Consider the following 22,217-nt stretch of genomic DNA (forward strand, 5'->3'; position numbering starts at 1 on the left):
GCAGTTCTTGCAGTGCTTGGCCTGTCTGCGAGCACGATATGTGTGTTGTTTCCCGTTATCCAGAATCTTCTGAACCATAAGGCACTATTTCTAAGGCCGCTTACGGCATATGATGTGCTGAATGCTTTTATCCTTGTGGCAGGCTGCTCATTTGCGGGAGGTGCTTTAGGAAGCCTGCTGCATCCGAGAGTGATGGAGGACCGAAAGCTTGCGGTCGTGCTGACGGTGCTGTTCTCGGTTCTGACGGTAGTCAGAACCGGTCTTGTCCAGGAGATTACATCCCTTAAGTATGTGGCATGGATTCTGCCACCTGTGGACAGGGTATCATATATATATGGCAATGCAGATGAATTCCGTCTCATTCAGACCGGGATACTATTTGCAGCTCTTGCTGCATATGGTGCAGCCCTTGTCATTATCAGAAGCTGCATATGCCAGAAAAGAAAATTTTAAGCGGAAGGGGATGAGTTATCGTGGCGATGTGGAACCCATGGCGTGGATGCCATAGATACAGTGAAGGATGCATGTACTGTTATATTCATAAGGGAGATGCGAAGAGGGGGATGGACACCGGAGCAATCGTAAAACTGGACGGCTTCGACGCCCCGGTCAGAAAGACCAAAAAAGGGGAATATAAAATGAAGCCAGGCCAGACGGTCTATGTATGCTTCTCCACCGATTTTTTTATCGAGGAGGCAGACGAGTGGAGGAAGGAATGCTGGGAGATGATGCGGGAGCGACCAGACCTTCACTTCCTCTTTTTGACGAAGCGGATCGAGCGCTTCTGGAACTGCATCCCTGACGATTGGGGGGACGGGTATGAGAACGTGACGATCGGCTGTACGGTGGAGAATCAGGCGAGGGCAGACGAGAGGCTTTCTCTATTTAAGACGCTCCCGATCAGGCATAAGAATATTATCTGCCAGCCGCTGATTGAGAGAATCGATATCCGGGAGTATCTGGACGGAGTAGAACTGGTCGTTGTCGGAGGTGAGTCGGACCGGAACGCCAGGCCGCTTGATTATGAATGGGTGCTTGCTGTCAGAGAGCAGTGTATCAGTGCGGGGGTCCATTTTGAGTTCCGGCAGTGTGGGACACATTTTATAAAAGACGGCAGAGAATATACGCTCGATGTCCGGGAACTGGGCAGCCAGGCACGGAAGGCTGATATCAACTGCTGATGTAGATGGCTGCCTGCCTTTAATAGGGCTAACGGCAGAATGTGGCAGCAGAGCTCCGTGCCGTTCTGGATTGCCGGTCTGATAAAGCTCTGGTATCCGCAGGCGGCGTTGATTTTCTTTGCGCTGGCATGTACGGTTGGCATAGCGTGGGTTATGTGGTATCATAATATAATTGATGAAAGGTACAAGAAACTATAATAACGCCCAGATGGAGGAAGCAGCAATATGCTTGCAGAAGATATAGCGTATGCCCGGACGGATGAGTATCCGCTGCGGGACAGGGAATACAAGGATGAATGTCTGGCGGAAGAAGATATTCTGAAAATAGAATTCATTCATATCAAATTCATGCGATGCAGGTTCACTGGCTGTGATTTCAGCGGGGCAGGATTTTACAGCGTGGAATTTGATAAATGTGATTTTTCCAACTGCCGGTTCGGCGGAAGCTACTGGAAAGACTCCACTATAAAGGAATGCAAAGGGAACGGAGCTAAATTTGATATGGCGGTGCTGAAGCATGTAGGACTGGAGGACTGCCGTCTGGATCTCACTAATTTCACAGGCTCTTCATGGGAGAGATGCAGCGTGCGGGAATGCGGCTTCCGGGAATCTTTTTTTTCAGAAGTCCGGTTTCGGAAGGTCCGTTTTGAAAAGTCGGATTTATCAAAGACAGATTTTTTCCGGACGTCTCTGAAGGATATAGATTTTTCCGACAGCGTGATAGAAGGCATCACCGTATCGGAGGAGTACAGGGAGCTTCAGGGGATGAAGGTCAATATGTTCCAGGCGGCAGAGCTTGTAAAGCTGCTCGGTGTAAAAGTCATATGACATGGCTTGAAAATATGAATGTAAGAGGAGACAGGATATGAAGGTTGGATTTTTAGGGATGGGAAGCATGGCGCAGGCTATGATAGAAGGATTCCTCAAAAGCGGGGCGCTGGAAGGAAGAGACATATATGCAAGCGGAGGGAATTATGAGCGGCTTGAGAAGAACTGCAGGAGGTTCGGATGTATTCCGTGCCGGACTAACGAAGATGTGATTGAACATTCTGATATGGTCGTCATATCGCTGAAAGCCGCTATGGTGGCGGATGTCATACGCCCGCTTGCGGAGTCGATGAAAGGCAGAATCGTCGTTTCCATAGCGGCAGGCTATACATTTGACACGTTCAGGGATATACTGGGCCAAGACGTCCACTATATCTGTACGATACCAAATACACCGGTATCCGTAGGGGAAGGAATCACCGTATTCGAGGACAGGCATTCGCTTGAGAAAGAAGAGTATGAGGCATTCTACACGTTGTTTTCTGCCATCGGACTGGTACAGCCTGTCGAGACGGGACTTGTAGGTACGGCAGGTACCGTGGCTGGCTGCGGCCCCGCATTTGCCAGCATGTTTCTGGAAGCGCTTGGAGACGCGGGGGTCAAATACGGCCTGCCGAGACGTACGGCATATGAGCTTGCCGCCCAGATGCTCTGTGGGACCGGGAAGCTATACACGGAGAAGAGGCAGCATCCGGGCGAGATGAAGGACGCCGTCTGTTCCCCCGGCGGGACGACGATAAGAGGCGTGTCCGCGCTGGAACGCGCCGGTTTCAGGGATGCGGTGATTCGTGCGGTGGACGAGATAGAAGGCTGATCCTTCCGCTATGCGGCAAGGGCGGGAAAAGGAGTGGTGACGTTGAGGTTTTTTCATTTATCCGATCTACACATAGGCAGGCAGCTGCATCATTATAACCTGATGGAAGGCCAGAGGAAGGTGCTCGGGGAAATAGCCGCGTATGCGGCAGACCTGCATCCGGACGCCGTAGTCATAGCGGGAGACATATACGACAAGTCCGTACCGTCTGCCGAGGCGGTCACGGTATTTGATGAATTTCTGACAGCGCTGTCTGCGATAGAGCCATCCATTCCGATACTGGTAATAAGCGGGAACCATGACTCGCCGGAACGGCTCAGCTATGCGTCCGGTTTTTTGAGGGCGCATCACATCTACGTAGCCGGAACCGCGCCCGAACATGGCGGGGAACATATCCCTATGGTGACGCTGTCGGATGAATTTGGGGAAGTGGATTTTTATCTGCTTCCATTTTTAAAGCCTTCCTATGTAAAGAACGTATGGGAAGGCGGTGGACCGGAAAGCAGCAGTGAAGCCGTACGGATGCTCATAGAGCGGGAGGACATCGATTTTGTGGGGCGCAGGAACGTGCTCGTATCCCACCAGTTCTATACAGGGGAGGGAATCAGACCCGGCACATGCGATTCTGAGACGGTTGCAGTGGGCGGTGCCGACAACGTGGATACCGGTCCGGTAAAGCCGTTCGATTATGTAGCGCTTGGACATCTGCATGGTGCCCAGAAGGTGGGGGAAAACCATATACAGTATTGTGGGACTCCTATGAAGTATTCTGTCAGTGAGAGCGGGCACGATAAATCGCTTGCTATGGTTATTTTACGGGAAAAAGGGGAAGAAGCGGAAGTTGTCAGACTACCCCTTCACCCGGTGCGGGATGTCCGGAAAAAGAGAGGGAAGCTTCAGGATATCCTCAGCCGGCCGCAGGAGGACGGGCGGGATGATTACGTGAGCATAACGCTGACAGATGAGAAGGAGCCATATAAGCCGAAGGAGCAGCTGGAGCAGCTGTATTCCCATATCCTGGAAGTGCGGATTGACAATGAGCGGATAAGGCAGAAGCTGACAGAATTTGACGAAGAGCTTGTGTGGAAAAGCCCGATGGCCGCATTTGGCGATTTTTACGAGGAGATGCAGGGAAGAGAGCTGGACGAAGAGGAAGAGAAGATTCTGGAGCAGGTAATAGACTGGGCAGGAGAAGAGGAGAACCGCAGATGAAACCATTGAGATTAGTAATGTCGGCTTTTGGTTCGTATGCAGGCAGGACAGAGCTTGATTTCACCAAAGTGCAGGCGGGGATATTTCTGATTACGGGAGACACGGGGGCCGGAAAGACGACCATTTTTGATGCGGTCACCTATGCGCTATACGACCAGACAAGCGGAGGCAGACGGGACGGCAGCATGATGCGCAGCCAATATGCTTCCGAAGATGTGGAGACTTATGTGGAGTATACATTTTCTTACCGCGAGGACGTATATACCGTCCGGAGGAATCCGGAGTATATGCGGCTTGGCAGGCGGCGCCATGCAGACGGCTCCCCCCGTCTCGTCAGAGAAGCCCCGAAGGTAGAGCTCACGCTTCCGGACGGAAAAGCATATCATGGCAGGAAACGGGAGATTGACCAGAAGATTGCGGATATCATCGGACTGGACGCTGACCAGTTTACCCAGATAGCGATGATAGCACAGGGGGATTTTCTGAAGCTTCTGCATGCAGAGTCCAAGGAACGCAAGAAAATATTTACTAAAATATTCCATACACGGCTATATTACCGTGTGCAGGAGGAATTGAAACGGCAGGCATCGAAGCTGTACAGTGAGCTGGAGGACAATGCGAAAAGTGCACGGCGGGAGGCGGAAAGGGCAGAATGCGAGGCGGACAGCCAGTACAGCGAGGACTGGGAGGCTCTGAAGAGGCTCCCCATTCCGGACAGTGAGGAGACGCTTCGGCTGCTGGGGCTTATAATAAGAGAAGGGACGGAGAGAGAGCAGGTTAAGAAAAAGGAGGCAGCCCGTCTGCAGGAGCAGCTGGATAGGGTCAACGGCGCAATGAAAGAAGGGGAGACGCTGAACCGTCTGTTCCAGGCTTACGAAGAGGCGGGAGAAGAGGAAAGGAGGCTCCTGGATGAAAAAGACGCTTTCCGTAAGATCGCGGCTGACGTGTCCTGTGCCCGGAGGGTGGAAAGGGTATGTCTGAAAGAGGAGGAGCTCCATAGCATCAAGGCTTCGGCGGCGGAGTCGGGGCAGAACCTCATCCGGCTGGAGAGAAAAGGAAGGGAAGCGGCGGGGGCGGCACGTGCAGCGGCGGCGGAAGAAGAACGGGCGGAGGAAGAACTCGGTCGGAAGGAGCCTGCGTATACGGAAGTGCTCATGCGGCTGAAAGACGCGATGCAGCAGTATGATGAGCTGGAGCAGTATGAGGCTGAGACGGGAAGGCTGTCGGGGCTTCTGGATGAAACGAGAAGCCAGTCCGCCAGGGCGGAGGAAGAAGAGCAAAGGCTTGCGGCATACTGCGGCAGCCTTAAGAAAGAACGGGAAAGTCTGTCCGGCAGCCCGGCGGAAAAGGAGCGCCTGACCGCAAAGGCAAAAGCGCTGGACGAAAGGGTGAAGGAGGTTGGGGCGCTGGAACAGGCGGCTCAGAATATCCGGACGCTTGTCATGGAATGTGGAGCGAAGCAGCGGCATGAGGAGGAATGCTCGGCAGCTTACCGGGATGCGCTGGAGATTTATGAGCAAAAATACCGGGCATTTCTGAACGAGCAGGCAGGCGTATTGGCGGACAGCCTCGTCAAAGGGCGCCCGTGCCCTGTGTGTGGCTCCTGTGAACATCCGTCCCCTGCGCGGCTCTCGGAATCCGCACCTTCACAGGAAGAGGTAGAGAAGGCAAAGGAATCGAGGGACGAAGCGGAGAGGATACGTCAGGGTGCTGCAGAAGAGCTGCGGGAGACGGCCGGAAGGCTTCGGACGGAAAGGGAATTATTTGCCAGGGCGTATGGGAAGCTGTTCGATATAGAGAAACCGGCAGACTGCGAAGAGAATCTTCCTGATATGGAGAGAAGGATCAAGGCGGCAGGTGAAGCCTGCCTTCAGGATATGGCAGATTTAAAGCAGGCGCTTCTTCAGACTGAAAGGAATGTCAGCCGATATGGCTTTGTGTGCACGGAATATGAAGAGGCAGAGCATAAGCTTGCACAGAAGCAGAGCGAGATAAAGGATATTGACGGGAGGCTGCGGCAGCTGGAGGGCAGGTACGGCCGGCAGAGCGCTCTGGCAGAAGAGAGGAAGAAGCAGCTTGACTTCCACTCTAAAGAAGAGGCTGAAGCAAGGCAGAAGGATGCGGCTCATCAGCTTGAGGAATTGAGGAATCGTCTTAAACGGGCACGGGAACAGCATCAGAAGGTACTGCACGAACTAAAGAGGACCGAGGGAGAGCGGGACGGTGAATTAAAGCGCAGGGAACAGCTGGAAACGCTGTGCCAAAAAGCGGAAGAGGCATACAGGCGTACTCTTGCGGAAGAGGGATTCGCAGAAGAAGAGGAGTATGAGAAGAAAAAGGGGCTCTTAGATACGAAGGAGGAGATGGCAGCCTCCCTGGAACGTTACGAAGCGCAGGTCAGAGAGAACAGAGCGGCCCTTCAGCTTCTCGGTACCCAGGTAGAAGGGAAGAAGAGGATAGATATAGCGACTCTTGGAGAAGAAGCAGACAGGATCGCCCGCAAGCTGGAGGGACTGAGAGGAGAGCAGATCCGGCTTGCCGGAATAAACAGCAAGAACAGGGAGATAAAAGAAGAGCTGAGAAAGACATTTGAACGGAAGGGCGGGCTGCAGAAACGCTACGAGCTGGTCGGAAACCTGAGCCGTACGGCCAACGGCAACCTGAGCGGCTCGGTCAAGCTGGATTTTGAGACGTATGTACAGCGGCAGTATTTTAAACAGATCATCCAGGCGGCAAACAAGAGGCTAGTGCAGATGACGAACAACGGATTCCTATTACAGTGCAGGGATATGAAAAGTCTCGGAAGCCAGGGGCAGGCAGGGCTGGATCTGGATGTCCTGCATCTGCTCAGCGGCGCGGTGCGCGACGTGAAGACGCTGTCGGGCGGCGAGTCATTCATGGCAGCCTTGTGTATGGCGCTTGGCCTGGCTGATATTGTACAGAATACGGCAGGAGCAGTCCATCTGGATACGATGTTCGTGGATGAAGGCTTCGGTTCCCTGGATGATACATCGAGGGATCAGGCTATCAGGGTTCTGAACGAGCTGGCCGGGTACAGCAGGCTCATCGGAATCATTTCACATGTAAATGAACTGAAAGAGCAGATTGACCATAAGCTCGTAGTAACGAAGACAGAAAAAGGCAGCAGCATACGCTGGTCATTTGATTAAAAGATGGGAGTGAAGACAATGAAACGACGGCGGCCACATGCAGAAGCAGTGCCCATTCACGAGACATTCAGGATAGCGGCGCTGCTTGCCATGGTAGGAGGGTTTCTGGACGCATACACCTATATGCTCAGGGGAGGCGTATTTGCCAACGCACAGACAGGCAACATGGTATTGCTCGGCATATACGCGGCGCAGGGGAGATACCGCCAGGCAGGGTACTGTATCATCCCCATATTGGCTTTTGCTCTCGGAGTCTATATAACAGAGGTATTTAAAAAATACTTCACAGAGAAAGAATTTGATATATATGAACATTGGATAATAGCATTAGAAATCATATTGTTGCTAGCAATAGGATTCTTGCCCGGCACTGTGCCCGACAGCGTGGTAAATGTGACCATCTCGTTCGTCTGCTCTCTGCAGGTCAACAGTTTCCGGAAAATGAAAAACCTGCCGTACGCTTCGACCATGTGCACCGGTAACCTGCGGTCCGGGACAGAGAAGATTTTCCAATTCATGATTAACAAAGAAAAAAGCGCCGGAATACAGGCGGCACACTACTTTGGAATCATCCTGCTGTTCATACTGGGAGCGGCGGCAGGAACGATCCTTGCATTGCTGTGGGGCATACAGAGCATATGGTGCTGCTGCATACTCCTGGGTATCGTATTCATAACAATGTGTCTGACAATTCGTTGAATTTTGAAAGGGGTCAGACCCCCGTGCATACGGGGGTCTGACCCCTTTCAAAATTCATCAATTATTCTGATAATTTAACGCTGCTTCTATGAAGCCTTTGAACAGCGGATGCGGCCGGTTTGGCCTTGATTTCAATTCCGGGTGTGCCTGGGTCGCTATGAACCACGGATGTCCGGGTATTTCTATCATTTCCACGATGTTGCCGTCCGGTGAGAGGCCGGACAGCTTCATGCCGTGGCTGGTGAGCGCTTCCCGGTAGTCGTTGTTCACTTCGTAGCGGTGGCGGTGGCGTTCTTTGATCTCTTCCCTGCCATATAATTCGTAAGCTTTGGATGTCTTGTCCAACACGCACGGGTAAGAGCCGAGCCGTAGCGTACCGCCGATATCTTCGATGCCGATCTGGTCGGGCATGATGTGTATGACAGGATGCGTCGTATCGGGTTTCAGCTCCGCGCTGTGGGCATCGTTAAACCCGAGCACATCCTGGGCAAACTCTACGATGGAGAGCTGCATGCCGAGACAGAGCCCAAGGAAGGGGACATTGTGCGTGCGGGCATGCCGGATGGCCTCCAGCTTGCCTTCTATCCCGCGGTGTCCGAACCCGCCCGGGACGAGGATTCCGCTTACATCTTGGAAAAGCTCGTCTGCATTGTCTGCATGCACTGTCTCGGAATCGATCCATTTGATATTTACCGTTGCACGGTTGAAGATTCCGCCGTGCTTCAGTGCCTCGACTACGCTGATATAGGCATCGTGAAGCTGTATATATTTGCCGACCAGCGCGATGGTGACCTCTGTGTTGGGATGACACAGGTAATCGACCATCTCCTCCCAGTCTTTCAGATCCGGCTCCGGGCACGGGAGGTTCAGGCATTCGCACACGACATTGGCCAGCCTTTCCTTTTCCATCGCAAGCGGGGCTTCATAGAGGTATTCCACGTCCAGGTTCTGGAGCACATGGTTCGCCGGGACGTTGCAGAACAAGGCGATCTTGTCTTTGATGCCCGCATCGAGGGGATATTCGGAACGGCAGACGATGATATCCGGCTGGATGCCCATCCCCTGCAGATCCTTTACGCTTGCCTGCGTCGGCTTCGTCTTCATCTCCTGTGAAGCACGCAGGTAAGGGATGAGCGTGACATGGATAAGCATGGCATTGTCCCGTCCCTTCTCGTGCTGGAACTGCCGGATGGCCTCTAGGAAAGGCTGGCTTTCGATATCACCGACGGTTCCCCCTACTTCTATTATGGCTATCTCCGTATTCTCGGCGGATGGATTGCGGTAGAAACGCCCTTTTATTTCATTGGTAATATGCGGGATTACCTGTACGGTGCCTCCGCCAAAATCGCCGCGGCGTTCCTTCTGGAGTACGGACCAATAGATTTTTCCGGTAGTTACGTTGGAATTCTTGCTCAGGCTCTCATCGATGAACCTCTCGTAATGCCCGAGGTCGAGGTCCGTCTCCGCACCGTCATCTGTCACGAATACCTCGCCGTGCTGTACCGGGTTCATCGTACCGGGGTCGATGTTGATATAAGGGTCGAATTTCTGCATGGTCACTGTGTAGCCGCGGGCCTTGAGAAGCCGTCCAAGAGAGGCCGCCGTAATCCCTTTGCCAAGTCCTGACACGACTCCGCCCGTAACGAATACGTATTTTACTGCCATATGTTCCTCCTTGTATAAAATGTTTTAGCCTAAGCTAATCTTATCGCAATTGATATCTTTAGCTTAGGCTATGTAAAGTTGGTGAAAAAATACTTATCTATTATATACCTTTCCCATTAAAAAATACAGAACTTTTTTCAAACTTTGCCTCAAAGGTGGCCTGGATGGACAGCTTCTTGAACTGTTTCATATCAACAGAGCCTACCATGACAGACGTATGGGCCTGGCAGCCTTTTAATTTCGGAATCTGGTCAAGCGCAAGCTGGGCGGTCTCGTCATTTGCAGCACTGACCGAAAGGGCAATCAATACTTCATCCGTGTGCAGACGTGGATTACGGCTTCCGAGATACTGGGTTTTCAGCTTCTGGATCGGCTCGATTGCATCCGGCGATATGACATGCAGCTCGTGCTCGATGCCGGCCAGCTCTTTCAGCGCATTGAGCAGAAGGGCAGCGGACGCGCCCAACAGGTTTGACGTCTTGCCGGTAATCATACGTCCGTCGTGCAGCTGGAGCGCAGCAGCCGGACCGCCTGTCTCCTGGGCCCGCTGCAATGCGGCATTCACGACCGGACGGTCACGGACCGTGATGCCGGCCTGGTTCATCAGCATCTCTATCTTGTAAGCCTCATCGTCCGGGCAGGCACCGACGAGCAGCCGCCGGAGAGAGTCGTAATAGCGTCGGATGATCTCCTGGCAGGCCGCTGCTTTGCACACGTCATCGTCACAGATGCAGTTGCCGGCCATATTAACGCCCATATCGGTCGGTGATTTGTATGGGCTCTTCCCGTAAATGCGCTCGAACATGGCGTTCAGCACAGGGAATATCTCTACGTCCCGGTTATAGTTTACCGTCGTCATGCCGTATGCTTCCAGATGGAAAGGATCTATCATGTTGACGTCATTGAGGTCTGCGGTAGCTGCCTCGTACGCCAGATTGACCGGGTGCTTCAGCGGTATGTTCCAGATAGGAAATGTCTCGAATTTGGCATAGCCCGCGCTTATCCCTCTTTTATGCTCCAGATAGAGCTGGGACAGGCATACAGCCATCTTTCCGCTGCCAGGTCCCGGGGCGGTGACGACAACAAGCGGCCTCGACGTCTCTATAAAATCATTTTTTCCATAACCTTCATCGCTGACGATGAACGGTACATTGGAAGGGTAGCCGGATATCACATAGTGCCGGTATACTTTTATGCCCAGCTTCTCCAGCCGGTTTTTAAACAGATCTGCGCTGCTCTGCCCACTGTATTTCGTGATGACGACGCTGCCGACGTAAAGCCCGTTTTCACGGTAGGCATGCATAAGCCGCAGGACATCGGAATCATAAGTGATGCCAAGGTCGCCGCGGACTTTGTTTTTCTCGATATCCTCAGCGCTAATTACGATGATGATTTCTGCCTGGTCGGAAAGCTGCTTGAGCATGCGCAGCTTGCTGTCCGGCTGAAATCCCGGAAGTACGCGGGAGGCATGGTAATCATCGAAAAGCTTTCCTCCAAATTCCAGATACAGCTTGTTGTCGAACTGGTCGATGCGTTCCCGGATATGGGATGACTGCATTTGCAAGTATTTTTCATTGTCAAATCCTTTTTTCATTCGTAAATTCCCTCTTAATTCCTCTAAATTAGCTATCACGTCAGTATAAGCAATCTCATTCCAAGTATACTACAAGATATAGGAAGTTTACAATCTTTTCATAATGTTTTTATTGATTTCTAAGTAGGCTGTCCGTATAATGAAAGAGTGATGCAGGAGGATAAAAATGGACAACCAGAATAATCAGAATAAAAATAATCAGGGGCCCGGCAATAAGAATAACAAGCAGGGTTTTTCCTTCATTATTTTAGTAACATTGATCACTACGATACTGGTGCTGGCGCTGTATCAGTTCCGGGGTTCTGCGGGGACCCAGGAGATCAGTTATGACCAGTTCCTGAAATACGTGGACGATAAAAAGGTGGAAGAAGTCATCATCAGCAGTGACAGGATCACCATAACGATGAAGAAAGAGAAAGGCGCCCGTACAGCCAAGCAGTATTATACCGGCGTGGTAAGGGACGATACGCTGGCGGAAAGGCTTGACAAGACCGGCGTGAAGTTCGGCCAGGAGATTCCGGACACGACCTCCGCCGTGATACTGAACGTGCTTCTGACCCTTCTTCCGATAGCGCTCATCGTAGGCATGTTCGTCTGGATGACAAAGCGGATGTCAAAGGGCGGCGGCATGATGGGTGTCGGAAAAAGCAATGCCAAGATGTATGTGGAGAAAGAGACCGGTGTCACATTCAAAGATGTGGCCGGGCAGGATGAGGCGAAGGAATCCCTGCAGGAAGTGGTAGACTTCCTGCACAATCCGGGCAAATATACCCAGATTGGCGCCAAGCTGCCGAAAGGTGCATTGCTTGTCGGCCCTCCGGGTACAGGAAAGACGCTACTTGCAAAGGCTGTTGCGGGAGAGGCGAAGGTCCCGTTCTTCTCGCTGACAGGCTCTTCCTTTGTGGAAATGTACGTAGGTGTCGGTGCGTCGAGGGTGCGTGACCTGTTCAAGCAGGCACAGCAGATGGCGCCGTGTATCATCTTTATCGATGAGATTGACGCCATCGGTAAGAGCCGTGACAACCAGCTCGGAAGCAATGACGAGCGGGAACAGACGTTGAACCAGCTGCTGTCGGAGATGGATGGGTTCGACACGAACAAGGGTCTTGTACTTCTGGCAGCTACCAACCGGCCGGAAATCCTGGATCCGGCGCTCCTGCGGCCGGGCCGTTTCGACCGCCGGATTATCGTTGAAAAGCCGGATCTGAAAGGCCGTGTGGATGTACTGAAAGTACACTCCAAAGATGTAAGGATGGACGAGACCGTCGATTTGGAAGCAATCGCCCTTGCCACGTCAGGAGCCGTCGGCTCCGATCTGGCCAACATGATTAACGAGGCGGCCATCAATGCTGTCAAGAATGGAAGAAATGCGGTATCACAGGGTGACCTGTTTGAAGCAGTGGAAGTCGTCCTGGTCGGGAAAGAGAAGAAAGACCGGATTATGAGCACGGAGGAGCGGAAAATCGTTTCCTACCATGAGGTAGGCCACGCGCTGGTCAGTGCATTGCAGAAAGACGCAGAGCCGGTACAGAAGATTACGATTGTGCCCAGAACGATGGGCGCGCTCGGTTATGTAATGCAGACGCCGGAGGAAGAGAAGTTCCTGAACACGAAGAAAGAGCTGGAAGCAATGCTTGTAGGCATGCTGGGAGGCCGTGCGGCGGAGGAGATCGTATTTGACACGGTGACGACCGGGGCCGCCAACGATATTGAGAAGGCGACGAACATAGCGAGAGCGATGATCACCCAGTACGGTATGAGCGAGAAGTTCGGGCTCATAGGGCTGGAGTCGATCCAGAACCGCTATCTGGACGGCAGAGCCGTAAGCAATTGCGGCGAGGCGACATCTGCCGAGATAGACAGGGAAGTCATGGGCATGCTCAAGAGTGCATATACGGAGGCCAAACGGCTGTTGAGCGCACACAGGGAGTCGCTGGATAAGATAGCGGCATTCCTGATAGAGAAAGAGACGATTACCGGCAAGGAGTTTATGGAAATCTACCATGAGGTGGAAGGCATAGATCCAGAAATAGAGAAAAAGCCGGAAGAGCGGATCACGGTCAGAGAGACGGAGCCGCAGATTGAAGCAAAAGCAGAAGTGAAAGAAGAAGTCAAAGAAGAAGCAGCAGAAGTGAAAGAAGCAGCGGGAGAGTAATGGAAAGGGGCCAGGTCCTTTCCGATTGGGGCCAGACCCCTTTCGGAAGGGTCTGGCCCCTTTTGAATTATTTAACTTTTCGGCCGGACTATGGTATGATATTGTAGATTTGGAGTACGGCGCATGTTCCATATGGCACGGCCTCTGAAGCGTGGACAAGACAGAGAAGGAGACGGCAGACAGATGTTTGATATTCAGGAAGAATTGAAAAAACTGCCCGGCAAGCCGGGTGTCTATATCATGCACGATGAAAAGGATGATATTATCTATGTGGGCAAGGCTATCAGCCTGAAAAACAGGGTACGGCAATATTTCCAGAGCAGCCGCAACAAGGGGATCAAGATAGAGCAGATGGTGACCCATATCGCCAGATTTGAATATATCGTGACGGACTCTGAGCTGGAAGCACTTGTACTTGAGTGCAATCTGATTAAGGAACACCGCCCGAAATATAATACGATGCTTATGGATGACAAGAGCTATCCATTTATAAAGGTTACGGTAGATGAGCCGTTTCCGAGAATAATGCTGGCCAGAAAGATGGTGAAGGACAAGGCGAAATATTTCGGCCCTTATACGAGCGCGGGTGCTGTAAAGGATACGATTGAACTTATCAGGAAGCTCTACAATATCCGCAGCTGCAACCGGAAGCTCCCACAGGACGTTGGCAAGGAGCGCCCGTGCCTGAATTATCATATCCACCAGTGCAAAGCACCGTGCCAGGGATACATATCCCAGGATGAATACCGGAAATCTATAGATGAAGTAATCCGTTTCCTGAACGGTAATTATGACCTGATATTGAAAGAGCTGGAGGAGAAGATGCAGAGTGCGTCTGAGGCTATGGAGTTTGAGAAGGCTATCGAGTACCGGGAACTTCTGAACAGCGTCCACAAGATAGCCCAGAAGCAGAAGATAACCGACACTGCAGGAGACGACCGCGATATCCTGGCGGTTGCTACCGAGGAGGAAGACGCGGTCGTACAGGTATTCTTTATCCGGGGCGGCAGGCTGATTGGACGGGACCACTTCTACCTGAGGATTGCAAAAGGCGAGAAAGAATCGGAGATACTGTCCAGCTTTATCAAACAGTTTTATGCCGGGACACCGTATATCCCGTCCCAGCTTATGCTCCAGGAGGAGATAGAGGACCAGGAGGTCGTGGAAGAGTGGCTGACAAGGAGAAGAGGCCATAAGGTCCATCTGCGTGTACCAAAGAAAGGCACGAAAGAAAAGCTTGTCGAGCTGGCCCAGAAGAATGCGGCCCTCGTGCTGAGCACAGACAAAGAACGTCTGAAACGGGAGGAAGGGCGTACCATAGGCGCGGTAAAGGAGCTGGAAAAGCTGCTTGGGCTGAAGGGCATCGTCCGCATGGAGGCATATGATATTTCCAACACGAACGGATTCGCTTCCGTCGGTTCTATGATCGTCTATGAAAAGGGGAAGCCAAAACGGAACGACTACCGCAAGTTCAAGATCAAAGGCGTGCAGGGCGCGGACGACTATGCCAGTATGGAGGAAGTGCTTACGCGCAGGTTCGTGCATGGCATGAAAGAGATGGAGGAAGGAAAAGAGATGGGGAGCTTTACTGCATTTCCGGATCTGATTCTCATGGATGGAGGGAAAGGCCAGGTGAATGTAGCGCTGCAGGTGATGGACAAGCTGCGGCTCAATATACCAGTGTGCGGGATGGTGAAGGATGATAGCCACCGGACAAGAGGGCTGTTCTATCAGAATATCGAGATACCGATTGAAAAGGATTCGGAAGGATTTAAGCTTATTACGCGGATTCAGGACGAGGCCCACCGGTTTGCCATCACATTCCACAGAAAGCTGAGGAGCCAGGGGCAGGTACATTCTATCCTGGACGATATACCGGGCGTCGGACCGGCGAGGAGAAAAGACCTGATGAGCCATTTTTCCAATCTGGATGCCATTAAAAATGCTACAGTGGAAGAACTGGGCAGGCTTCCTTCCATGAATGAAAAATCGGCCCGCGACGTGTACAATTTTTTCCACTGATATGATATAATAGTTGCAAAGAAGGAAGACTGAGAAGGAAAAGGAGACTGCCATGGGGAATAAAGTAAAGATGAAGAAAATTGTCGAAAAGATGAATCTCCGGAATCTGACGCCGGATGTCGATTTGACAGAACGAGAGGTGGAGGTACCGGACATCAACCGGCCCGCGCTTCAGCTGACCGGTTTTTTTGAACACTTTGATTCTGACCGTGTCCAGATAATCGGGTATGTCGAGTATACATTTCTTGAGACGCTGGATGAGAAGACGAAGGAACATATCTATGATACGCTGCTGTCTTACCAGATACCAGGCATCATCTTCAGCCGCGACCTCGCACCGGAGCAGATGCTTCTGGACAAGGCCAATGCCGCCCAGGTTCCGATATTTTCAACGGAGAAGAAGACGTCTGAATTTACGGCAGAGATTATCCGCTGGCTGAATGTGGAGCTGGCTCCATGTATTTCCATCCATGGCGTCCTGGTAGACGTGTACGGCGTAGGGGTTCTTATTATGGGAGAAAGCGGCATCGGCAAGAGCGAGTCCGCACTGGAACTCATTAAGAGAGGGCACCGCCTCGTCAGCGATGACGTGGTGGAAATCCATAAGGTCAGTGATGAGACGCTTGTAGGGACAGCTCCGGATATCACACGGCATTTTATCGAACTGAGGGGAATCGGCATTGTTGATGTGAAGACATTGTTCGGTGTACAGAGCGTCCGGGAAACCCATAATATCGACCTCGTCATTACGCTTGAGGATTGGAACAAAGAGAAGGAATATGACCGCCTTGGCATGGAAGAAGAATATACCGAATTTCTCGGAAACAAAGTCGTATGCCATCAGCTTCCGATTCGCCCGGGACGTAATCTTGCTATCATCGTCGAGACAGCGGCCATCAACCACAGGCAGAAGAAGATGGGCTATAACGCGGCTCAGGAACTTTACAAGCGCGTACAGCAGAATCTTACGAAGAAATAGGAGGGGTTATAAAGGATGCAGTATTGTTTTGGAGTAGATATCGGAGGCACCACCGTCAAGATGGGGCTTTTCAGGACAGAAGGCACGCTCGTCGACAAGTGGGAGATCAAAACCCGTACAGAAAACAGCGGGGAGGCTATCCTCTCTGATGTTGCAGCGTCCTTGAAGGCGAAGCTGGAAGAAAAGGAGATAGGACATCTGCAAGTTGCAGGAATCGGTATCGGGATACCTGCACCGGTGGATGACTGTGGTATCGTCAGGAATACGGCAAATCTTGGATGGGGCTATAAAGAGGTGAAGCGCGAGATGGGAGAGATCACCGGCTTGAAGGTTAAGGCGGGAAATGATGCTAATGTTGCAGCCCTCGGAGAGATGTGGCTAGGCGCGGGCAAGGGCCAGAAGAACATGATTATGGTTACTCTCGGCACAGGCGTGGGCGGCGGCGTCATCGTAAATGGCAGCCCGATTGTCGGCGAGCACGGTGCCGGCGGAGAGATCGGCCATATATGCGTGAATTATGAAGAGGATGAGAAGTGCGGCTGTGGCAGCAGAGGATGTCTGGAGCAGTACACATCTGCCACGGGAATCACAAGACTGGCGAGACGCAGGCTGGCAGGCCAGAGTGGCGGTACGGTGCTGAAGATGGAGCACCTGAGTGCGAAATCGGTCTTTGACGCATTGAAAGAAGGGGACAAGGTGGCGGAAGAGATCGTGGAAGAGTTCGGCACTTATCTCGGCCATGCGATGGCGAATCTGGCGGCAATCACCGATCCGGCAGTAATCGTTATCGGAGGCGGCGTATCCAAGGCCGGTAATATCCTGCTGGAATATGTGGAGAAGCATTTTAAGGAACGGGCATTTTTTGCTAATAAAGATACGAAGTTCGTCCTTGCGGAACTTGGCAATGACGCGGGAATCTGCGGGGCGGCAAAGCTGATAATAGGGTAAGCCACTATACGTTCATATACTGGATTAGAGAAGACGAAAGGCATCTGAAATTTATTCAGATGCCTTAACTATTATAATTTATGGTGTAGCTGGTGGAGTAGTGGTCCCTCCTTCCCCACCAGGAGGAGTAGTAGTGCCGCCTCCGTCACCCCCTCCGTCACCGCTGCCAGTAGGAGGAGTAGTGCCTCCATCGCCGCCGCCAGTAGGAGGAGTAGTGCCTCCATCGCCGCCGCCATCCGGTGGCGTCGGAGTATTATTCCCCTGGTTCGGATCAGTCGGAGTCGTATTTGCATCCGGGGTATCGGTTGTATTCTCGTCGTCTTCCGCGTTTTCCTTCGGAGCGCTCGTATTTACATGGCCCGGACAGGACTCTGTCGGAGCCGTATCCTTCGCGAAATATTCAGTGATGCTCGGACAGCCCGGGGCCGCAAGTTTTCCGGTCCTGGTACATACCGTTTTCTTCTCGATGGAATTAGGCATCTCAAAATCTTTGTATTCCAGATTCTCATGAATCCGGCTCATGATTCCGCGCCATATGCGGAAACGGAAGTTCAGGTCATAGCCGTTTACCTTGTTGTCGTCATATCCGCCCCATACCGCACATGTGTAGTACGGCGTGAAGCCGCAGAACCAGAGGTCCTTGTTCGAGTCGGTCGTACCGGTCTTGCCGGCTACCGGCATGTTATTAAGGCTGCAGGCTGTACCGGTACCGCTTTCTACGACCGTCTCCATCGCGCTTGTGAGAAGAGCAGCCGTACTGTCCTTGATGGCAGTATGTGATTCTCCGGCGCCTTCCAGCAGTACATTGCCATCATGGTCAAGAATCTTCGTATATAAAGTCGGACTGTTGTATACTCCGCCATTTGCAATAGCTGCATAAGCGGCACAGAGCTGGTAATTGTATACACCATTGCTCAGTCCTCCGAGAACGAGCGTGTCATATACGTCATTCTGCGGATCCAGCGAAGTGATGCCAAACTTCTCTTTACAGTAGTCATATCCCAGCTTTGGGGTCACCGCTTCAATCGTCTTGACCGCGCATACATTGACCGACCACTGGATGGCCTCGCGCATCGTGATATCTCCGCGGTGCGTTGCGCTTGCATTTTTCAGAGGAGTACCGTCCCGGTACGAATATGGTTCGTCTTTTATGATCGTAGCCAGCGTCTGCCCCGCAGAGTCAAGAGCCGGCGCGTAACCTGCCAGTATCTTGAAGGTGGAGCCTGGCTGCCTTGGGGAACCGGTATATGCACGGTTCAGGCTTCGGCTCGTCGTCTTGGCACCGCGACCGCCTACCATGGCCTTGATCTGGCCTGTGTACTGGTCCATGACAGTGACAGATGCCTGAGGCTGGGGAGAGATGTTGATATATTCATCATAAGCATCATCCTCCTGGGCAATCGTCGCTTTCCATTCCTCGACCATAGCCCGCGCTTCGTCCTCGCTGGAGTAGAGGAGCCCCTGCTCTTTGCCGTATGTCTCTTTCACGTACTGCTTAATATGCCCGGAACTGTAGTTTTCAACGGTTCCGTCTGCACGGGTGACGGTTAAGGCATAGTCAAGCCCATATTCCTTCAATCCCGGGTAATTGGAATCGTCATTCATCTCCTCGTCACAGATTTGCTGCATAGCAAGGTTCTGTGTGGAGTATATGCTAAGCCCTCCGCTGTAGACGGCGTTGTATGCCTGCGTCTCCGTATAGCCTAGCTGGTCTATGAGATCCTGCGTTACCTGATCCGCAAGCGCATCGACAAAATAGCTGTAAGGCGTATCGTCCGTCTCCGAGTTGTTTACTGTCTGGATGCGGGAATATACGTCGTCTGCTTTTGCCTCATCATACGCTGCCTGGTCGATATAGCCCTGGTCAAGCATATTCTTTAATACTTTATCCCGGCGCTTTGCATTGAGTTCCGGGTTGGTAATCGGGTTATAGTCCGACGGATTCTGGGTGATACCTGCGATTACAGCGCTTTCGGACAAGGTAAGTTCGGATACGTCCTTATTAAAATACCTTTTTGACGCTGATTGTACCCCAAGGCAGTTCTGCCCGAGGTTGATCGTGTTCATATAGCTTTCCAGAATCGTATCTTTGTCCATCTGCTTTTCGATGGCGACGGCCAGGTACTGCTCCTGGATTTTACGTTCGAGCTTATCAAAAAATGTCTTCTCTTCCGTAAAGTTAGGGAATACATTATTTTTTATGAGCTGCTGCGTTATGGTGCTGGCACCTTCTGAGAAGCTGCCGCTCGTCAGGCCGACTACGGCGGCTCTGGCGATACCCTGAAGGTCGATTCCGTTGTGATCGTAGAAACGCTCGTCCTCAATCGCGATGAACGCATGCTGAAGATCCTTCGGCACTTCGTCTATCTTCTTATATATACGGTTGGAACCCGAAGCGACAAAACGTTCTATCTCAGTCTTGTTATCATCGGCGTATACCATGGTGGTAAAGCCTTTTGGCTGCACATCAGCCGGGGACACGTCCGGGGTATTGTCTAATATCTTCTTTAAAAACAGTCCGCCGCCGATGACGCCGACAACTGCTACGACAAGCAGGCAGAGCAGAAATGCTTTAAAAAGTCTTACACCAACTCTTTTACCCTGCATGGTTGATTTGGACGTTATTTTCTTTTGCTTCTGCGAAGCTTTCTTTTTACCATAATTCATGAGTGTCTGCCTCCTTCATACCAAGTCATTATAGCAAATATAATAATTGAAATAAAGAAAAAAATGAAAACTTCATATATTCAGTAGGAAAAACTTAAGAAATTCGCTATAGTATTAGTTGAACCAGTATGTAATATGAAAGAAAGGTGCAGATTATGACGACGGAATATAGGACAGTTTATGAGGGTGGAGAAGAGGAAATCGTGGAGAAGAGATCCAGGTTTATCGCTGCGGTCAAGCCGGTCTCTGCGGAGGATGAAGCGTTGGCTTTCATAGAATCCGTGAGGAAGAAACATTGGAATGCCACTCATAACTGTTATGCATATGTGATTGGAGAGCGTTCGGAGCTGGCCCGCTGCAGCGATGACGGAGAGCCGAACGGAACCGCCGGCAGGCCGATGCTCGATGTACTGCAGGGAGAAGAACTCCGCAACACTGCCGTAGTAGTGACACGCTATTTCGGAGGTACGCTTCTCGGGACAGGAGGGCTGGTCCGTGCATACGCTCAGGCAGTGAAGGCAGGCCTGGCTTCTTCTGTAATTATAACCAAAATCCGCGGGGTTAAACTAAGGATTGGCACGGATTATACCGGTCTTGGGAAAATTCAGTATATTCTCGGCCAGAAAGGGCTTAAGATTCTCGACTCCGAATATGCGGACAACGTGAAGCTGGAAGTGCTTGTGCCGGAGGATGCAGTTGAAGCGGTACACTCTGACATCACGGAAGGAACAAACGGACAAGCGTCCATGGAAGAAGGAGCGAAGTGCTGGTTTGCACAGATAGACGGCCAGCCTGTGGTGCTGGAAGAATATACAGACTGAGACGAGTAAAGCAGGCAGCCGAGGGGAGGTATGGGGCAGATGCCCATACCTCCCCCTCGGCGTCCGCTTTACGAAACTCCCGATAAAGATATCAGCCTTTTACTTTCCCAGATGCCGCTTTTGAAAAATATCAATCATTCTGCACTTTACTGGAACTCAGGCTCTATAAGGCCAAAGGTTCCGTTCTTCCTTCTGTATACTACATTTACTTCATCCGTCTCCGCGTTGCAGAAGACGAAGAAGTCATGACCAAGTAAATCCATCTGTATGCACGCGTCTTCCGGATACATAGGTTTGATACCAAAGCGTTTGGTACGAACGATTCTTACCTCATCATCATCTTCTGTGGCATATTCGCTTTCGAAAAATTCCTGGCGGAAGTTGCCGCCCTCCTGATGTCTTGCGACCAGTTTGTTCTTGTATTTGCGAAGCTGGCGTTCAATTACCTCCTCTACCAGGTCTATAGAGACATACATGTCATTGCTTACCTGTTCAGAACGGATGATATTTCCTTTCACAGGGATAGTTACCTCAATCTTCTGACGTTCTTTTTCGACACTTAAGGTAACGATAATTTCCGTATCGGAAGTAAAATACTTCTCTAATTTCCCTAATTTGTGCTCTACGGTTTCCCTTAAGCCAGGTGTTACATCGATGTTCTTTCCGCTAATAATAAACTTCATGCTGTCCAACTCCTTTTCGACATAATTTCAGATGTCTATAGTCTGACAATTTGGCTTTCAACTAAGAATCTATCTGATATATGTAGTATAACATGTTTGGACACTAATGTATAGAACGTATTACTTCAATTCTTGAAATTTTTCCTTCATGCATCTTGGCAACTCTGAGGCCGAAATCCGAAAAGTATACGCATGCACCGACGCCGGTCTCTATGCCATACTCCTCAAATTTCTGTTCAATAATGCTTAGCAGGGTTTCATTCTGTTCATGTGGTATGCTGATGCCGAGTATCTTGTTCACCGTCTTGACTCTTGTGCTGGCACGGAAGACAATCTCGTCAGCCACGTCAAACTCGCAGAACAGGTACTTGCGGGTGGCGAAAAGCACTGCAATGGCGCAGACGCCGATGAGGCTGCTCCAGATGGAAGAGTGGTCGATGATAATCTGCCTTGCGATGGCAAAAAGCAGAACCTCAAACACGGTGTTGGGCGTATGGTAGTACATCATACGTATCAGCTCAACTCCGATAATCAGGTTAAAACAAGTCTCGAGAAGATCATCATAGTTCGGCCACACGTCCAGATTCGGTATGTGTACCATAGATACCGCCATACGCAGGCAGAGCAGGATGATGCCGAGCGCCAGCATGACGGATATGAAAAATTCCAGTGTTACAGCAAGTCGTTTTAAAAATTTAGCCACGTAATGCTTCATATATTTCCCCCTTTAGGCCGGTTTTCATCGTACGCAGGGCATACCGGACAGAATCATCTGGGCG

The 22,217-nt window shown here is 51.3% G+C and carries 18 protein-coding genes; 13 read left to right on the forward strand and 5 right to left on the reverse strand.

Annotation, left to right across the window (positions count from 1 at the left end; all coding sequences use genetic code 11):
* Positions 1–12 precede the first annotated feature (12 nt).
* Genes E1963_RS00125 through E1963_RS00155 form a run of 8 tightly spaced genes read left to right on the forward strand, consistent with a single transcriptional unit; the run spans position 13 to position 7,904 of the window.
* A complete protein-coding gene (locus E1963_RS00125) occupies positions 13–453 on the forward strand; it encodes a hypothetical protein (RefSeq protein WP_167482073.1) in 441 nt (146 codons plus the stop codon).
* Between the two features lie 20 nt (positions 454–473).
* A complete protein-coding gene (locus E1963_RS00130; RefSeq protein WP_132273736.1) occupies positions 474–1,181 on the forward strand; it encodes a DUF5131 family protein in 708 nt (235 codons plus the stop codon).
* A gap of 39 nt (positions 1,182–1,220) precedes the next feature.
* Positions 1,221–1,379 carry a hypothetical protein gene (locus E1963_RS19520; protein ID WP_167482074.1) on the forward strand — a complete coding sequence of 53 codons (159 nt, stop codon included), beginning with the start codon at positions 1,221–1,223 and terminating at the stop codon, positions 1,377–1,379.
* 27 nt (positions 1,380–1,406) lie between these two features.
* Complete coding sequence (locus E1963_RS00135; RefSeq protein WP_132273738.1) at positions 1,407–2,009, forward strand: pentapeptide repeat-containing protein; 603 nt, start codon at positions 1,407–1,409, stop codon at positions 2,007–2,009.
* Positions 2,010–2,046: 37 nt separating this feature from the next.
* Entirely contained in the window at positions 2,047–2,823 is a 777-nt protein-coding gene (gene proC, locus E1963_RS00140; RefSeq protein ID WP_132273740.1) for a pyrroline-5-carboxylate reductase, read from the forward strand.
* A 42-nt stretch (positions 2,824–2,865) separates the two neighbouring features.
* Entirely contained in the window at positions 2,866–4,035 is a 1,170-nt protein-coding gene (locus E1963_RS00145; protein ID WP_132273742.1) for an exonuclease SbcCD subunit D, read from the forward strand.
* Entirely contained in the window at positions 4,032–7,205 is a 3,174-nt protein-coding gene (locus tag E1963_RS00150) for an AAA family ATPase (protein WP_132273744.1), read from the forward strand. Before E1963_RS00145 ends, E1963_RS00150 begins: the two co-directional genes overlap by 4 nt.
* Before the next feature lie 3 nt (positions 7,206–7,208).
* A complete protein-coding gene (locus E1963_RS00155; RefSeq protein ID WP_243117499.1) occupies positions 7,209–7,904 on the forward strand; it encodes a YoaK family protein in 696 nt (231 codons plus the stop codon).
* Between the two features lie 57 nt (positions 7,905–7,961).
* On the opposite strand, the gene E1963_RS00160 is transcribed toward E1963_RS00155, so the two are convergent.
* A complete protein-coding gene (locus E1963_RS00160) occupies positions 7,962–9,569 on the reverse strand; it encodes a CTP synthase (protein ID WP_132273748.1) in 1,608 nt (535 codons plus the stop codon).
* Between the two features lie 100 nt (positions 9,570–9,669).
* A complete protein-coding gene (locus E1963_RS00165; RefSeq protein ID WP_132273750.1) occupies positions 9,670–11,163 on the reverse strand; it encodes a DUF1846 domain-containing protein in 1,494 nt (497 codons plus the stop codon).
* Positions 11,164–11,329: 166 nt separating this feature from the next.
* Here E1963_RS00165 and ftsH point away from each other — a divergent pair, with 166 nt between their 5' ends.
* The 4 genes from ftsH to E1963_RS00185 all read left to right on the forward strand — a co-directional run bounded on the left by ftsH (position 11,330) and on the right by E1963_RS00185 (position 17,267).
* Positions 11,330–13,318: an ATP-dependent zinc metalloprotease FtsH gene (gene ftsH / locus E1963_RS00170; RefSeq protein WP_132273752.1), complete on the forward strand. Its 1,989-nt coding sequence runs from the start codon at positions 11,330–11,332 to the stop codon at positions 13,316–13,318.
* Positions 13,319–13,501: 183 nt separating this feature from the next.
* Complete coding sequence (gene uvrC, locus E1963_RS00175) at positions 13,502–15,340, forward strand: excinuclease ABC subunit UvrC (RefSeq protein WP_132274471.1); 1,839 nt, start codon at positions 13,502–13,504, stop codon at positions 15,338–15,340.
* 52 nt (positions 15,341–15,392) lie between these two features.
* A complete protein-coding gene (gene hprK / locus E1963_RS00180) occupies positions 15,393–16,319 on the forward strand; it encodes an HPr(Ser) kinase/phosphatase (protein ID WP_132273754.1) in 927 nt (308 codons plus the stop codon).
* A 15-nt stretch (positions 16,320–16,334) separates the two neighbouring features.
* Positions 16,335–17,267: an ROK family glucokinase gene (locus E1963_RS00185; protein ID WP_132273756.1), complete on the forward strand. Its 933-nt coding sequence runs from the start codon at positions 16,335–16,337 to the stop codon at positions 17,265–17,267.
* 78 nt (positions 17,268–17,345) lie between these two features.
* On the opposite strand, the gene E1963_RS00190 is transcribed toward E1963_RS00185, so the two are convergent.
* Positions 17,346–19,934: a transglycosylase domain-containing protein gene (locus E1963_RS00190; RefSeq protein ID WP_132273758.1), complete on the reverse strand. Its 2,589-nt coding sequence runs from the start codon at positions 19,932–19,934 to the stop codon at positions 17,346–17,348.
* 155 nt (positions 19,935–20,089) lie between these two features.
* Here E1963_RS00190 and E1963_RS00195 point away from each other — a divergent pair, with 155 nt between their 5' ends.
* Positions 20,090–20,755, forward strand: coding sequence for a YigZ family protein (locus E1963_RS00195; RefSeq protein ID WP_132273760.1), 666 nt, complete (start codon positions 20,090–20,092; stop codon positions 20,753–20,755).
* 146 nt (positions 20,756–20,901) lie between these two features.
* Here E1963_RS00195 and hpf read toward each other — a convergent pair whose 3' ends face one another.
* Positions 20,902–21,438, reverse strand: a complete 537-nt coding sequence (hpf, locus tag E1963_RS00200; protein WP_066578466.1) for a ribosome hibernation-promoting factor, HPF/YfiA family — start codon at positions 21,436–21,438, stop codon at positions 20,902–20,904.
* Between the two features lie 103 nt (positions 21,439–21,541).
* Positions 21,542–22,153 (reverse strand): transporter, encoded by a 612-nt coding sequence (locus E1963_RS00205; protein ID WP_132273763.1) that lies wholly within the window; start codon positions 22,151–22,153, stop codon positions 21,542–21,544.
* Between the last annotated feature and the right edge of the window lie 64 nt (positions 22,154–22,217).

It is taken from the genome of Extibacter muris, assembly GCF_004345005.1.
Classification (GTDB): Bacteria; Bacillota; Clostridia; order Lachnospirales; family Lachnospiraceae; genus Extibacter; species Extibacter muris.

Coding starts and splice junctions, on each gene's coding strand:
- E1963_RS19520 (WP_167482074.1), top strand. CDS start 1,221: ATGTGGCAGCAGAGCTCCGTGCCGTTCTGGATTGCCGGTCTGATAAAG.
- E1963_RS00135 (WP_132273738.1), top strand. CDS start 1,407: ATGCTTGCAGAAGATATAGCGTATGCCCGGACGGATGAGTATCCGCTG.
- proC (WP_132273740.1), top strand. CDS start 2,047: ATGAAGGTTGGATTTTTAGGGATGGGAAGCATGGCGCAGGCTATGATA.
- E1963_RS00150 (WP_132273744.1), top strand. CDS start 4,032: ATGAAACCATTGAGATTAGTAATGTCGGCTTTTGGTTCGTATGCAGGC.
- E1963_RS00155 (WP_243117499.1), top strand. CDS start 7,209: ATGGGAGTGAAGACAATGAAACGACGGCGGCCACATGCAGAAGCAGTG.
- E1963_RS00160 (WP_132273748.1), bottom strand. CDS start 9,569: ATGGCAGTAAAATACGTATTCGTTACGGGCGGAGTCGTGTCAGGACTT.
- E1963_RS00165 (WP_132273750.1), bottom strand. CDS start 11,163: ATGAAAAAAGGATTTGACAATGAAAAATACTTGCAAATGCAGTCATCC.
- ftsH (WP_132273752.1), top strand. CDS start 11,330: ATGGACAACCAGAATAATCAGAATAAAAATAATCAGGGGCCCGGCAAT.
- uvrC (WP_132274471.1), top strand. CDS start 13,502: ATGTTTGATATTCAGGAAGAATTGAAAAAACTGCCCGGCAAGCCGGGT.
- hprK (WP_132273754.1), top strand. CDS start 15,393: ATGGGGAATAAAGTAAAGATGAAGAAAATTGTCGAAAAGATGAATCTC.
- E1963_RS00185 (WP_132273756.1), top strand. CDS start 16,335: ATGCAGTATTGTTTTGGAGTAGATATCGGAGGCACCACCGTCAAGATG.
- E1963_RS00190 (WP_132273758.1), bottom strand. CDS start 19,934: ATGAATTATGGTAAAAAGAAAGCTTCGCAGAAGCAAAAGAAAATAACG.
- E1963_RS00195 (WP_132273760.1), top strand. CDS start 20,090: ATGACGACGGAATATAGGACAGTTTATGAGGGTGGAGAAGAGGAAATC.
- hpf (WP_066578466.1), bottom strand. CDS start 21,438: ATGAAGTTTATTATTAGCGGAAAGAACATCGATGTAACACCTGGCTTA.
- E1963_RS00205 (WP_132273763.1), bottom strand. CDS start 22,153: ATGAAGCATTACGTGGCTAAATTTTTAAAACGACTTGCTGTAACACTG.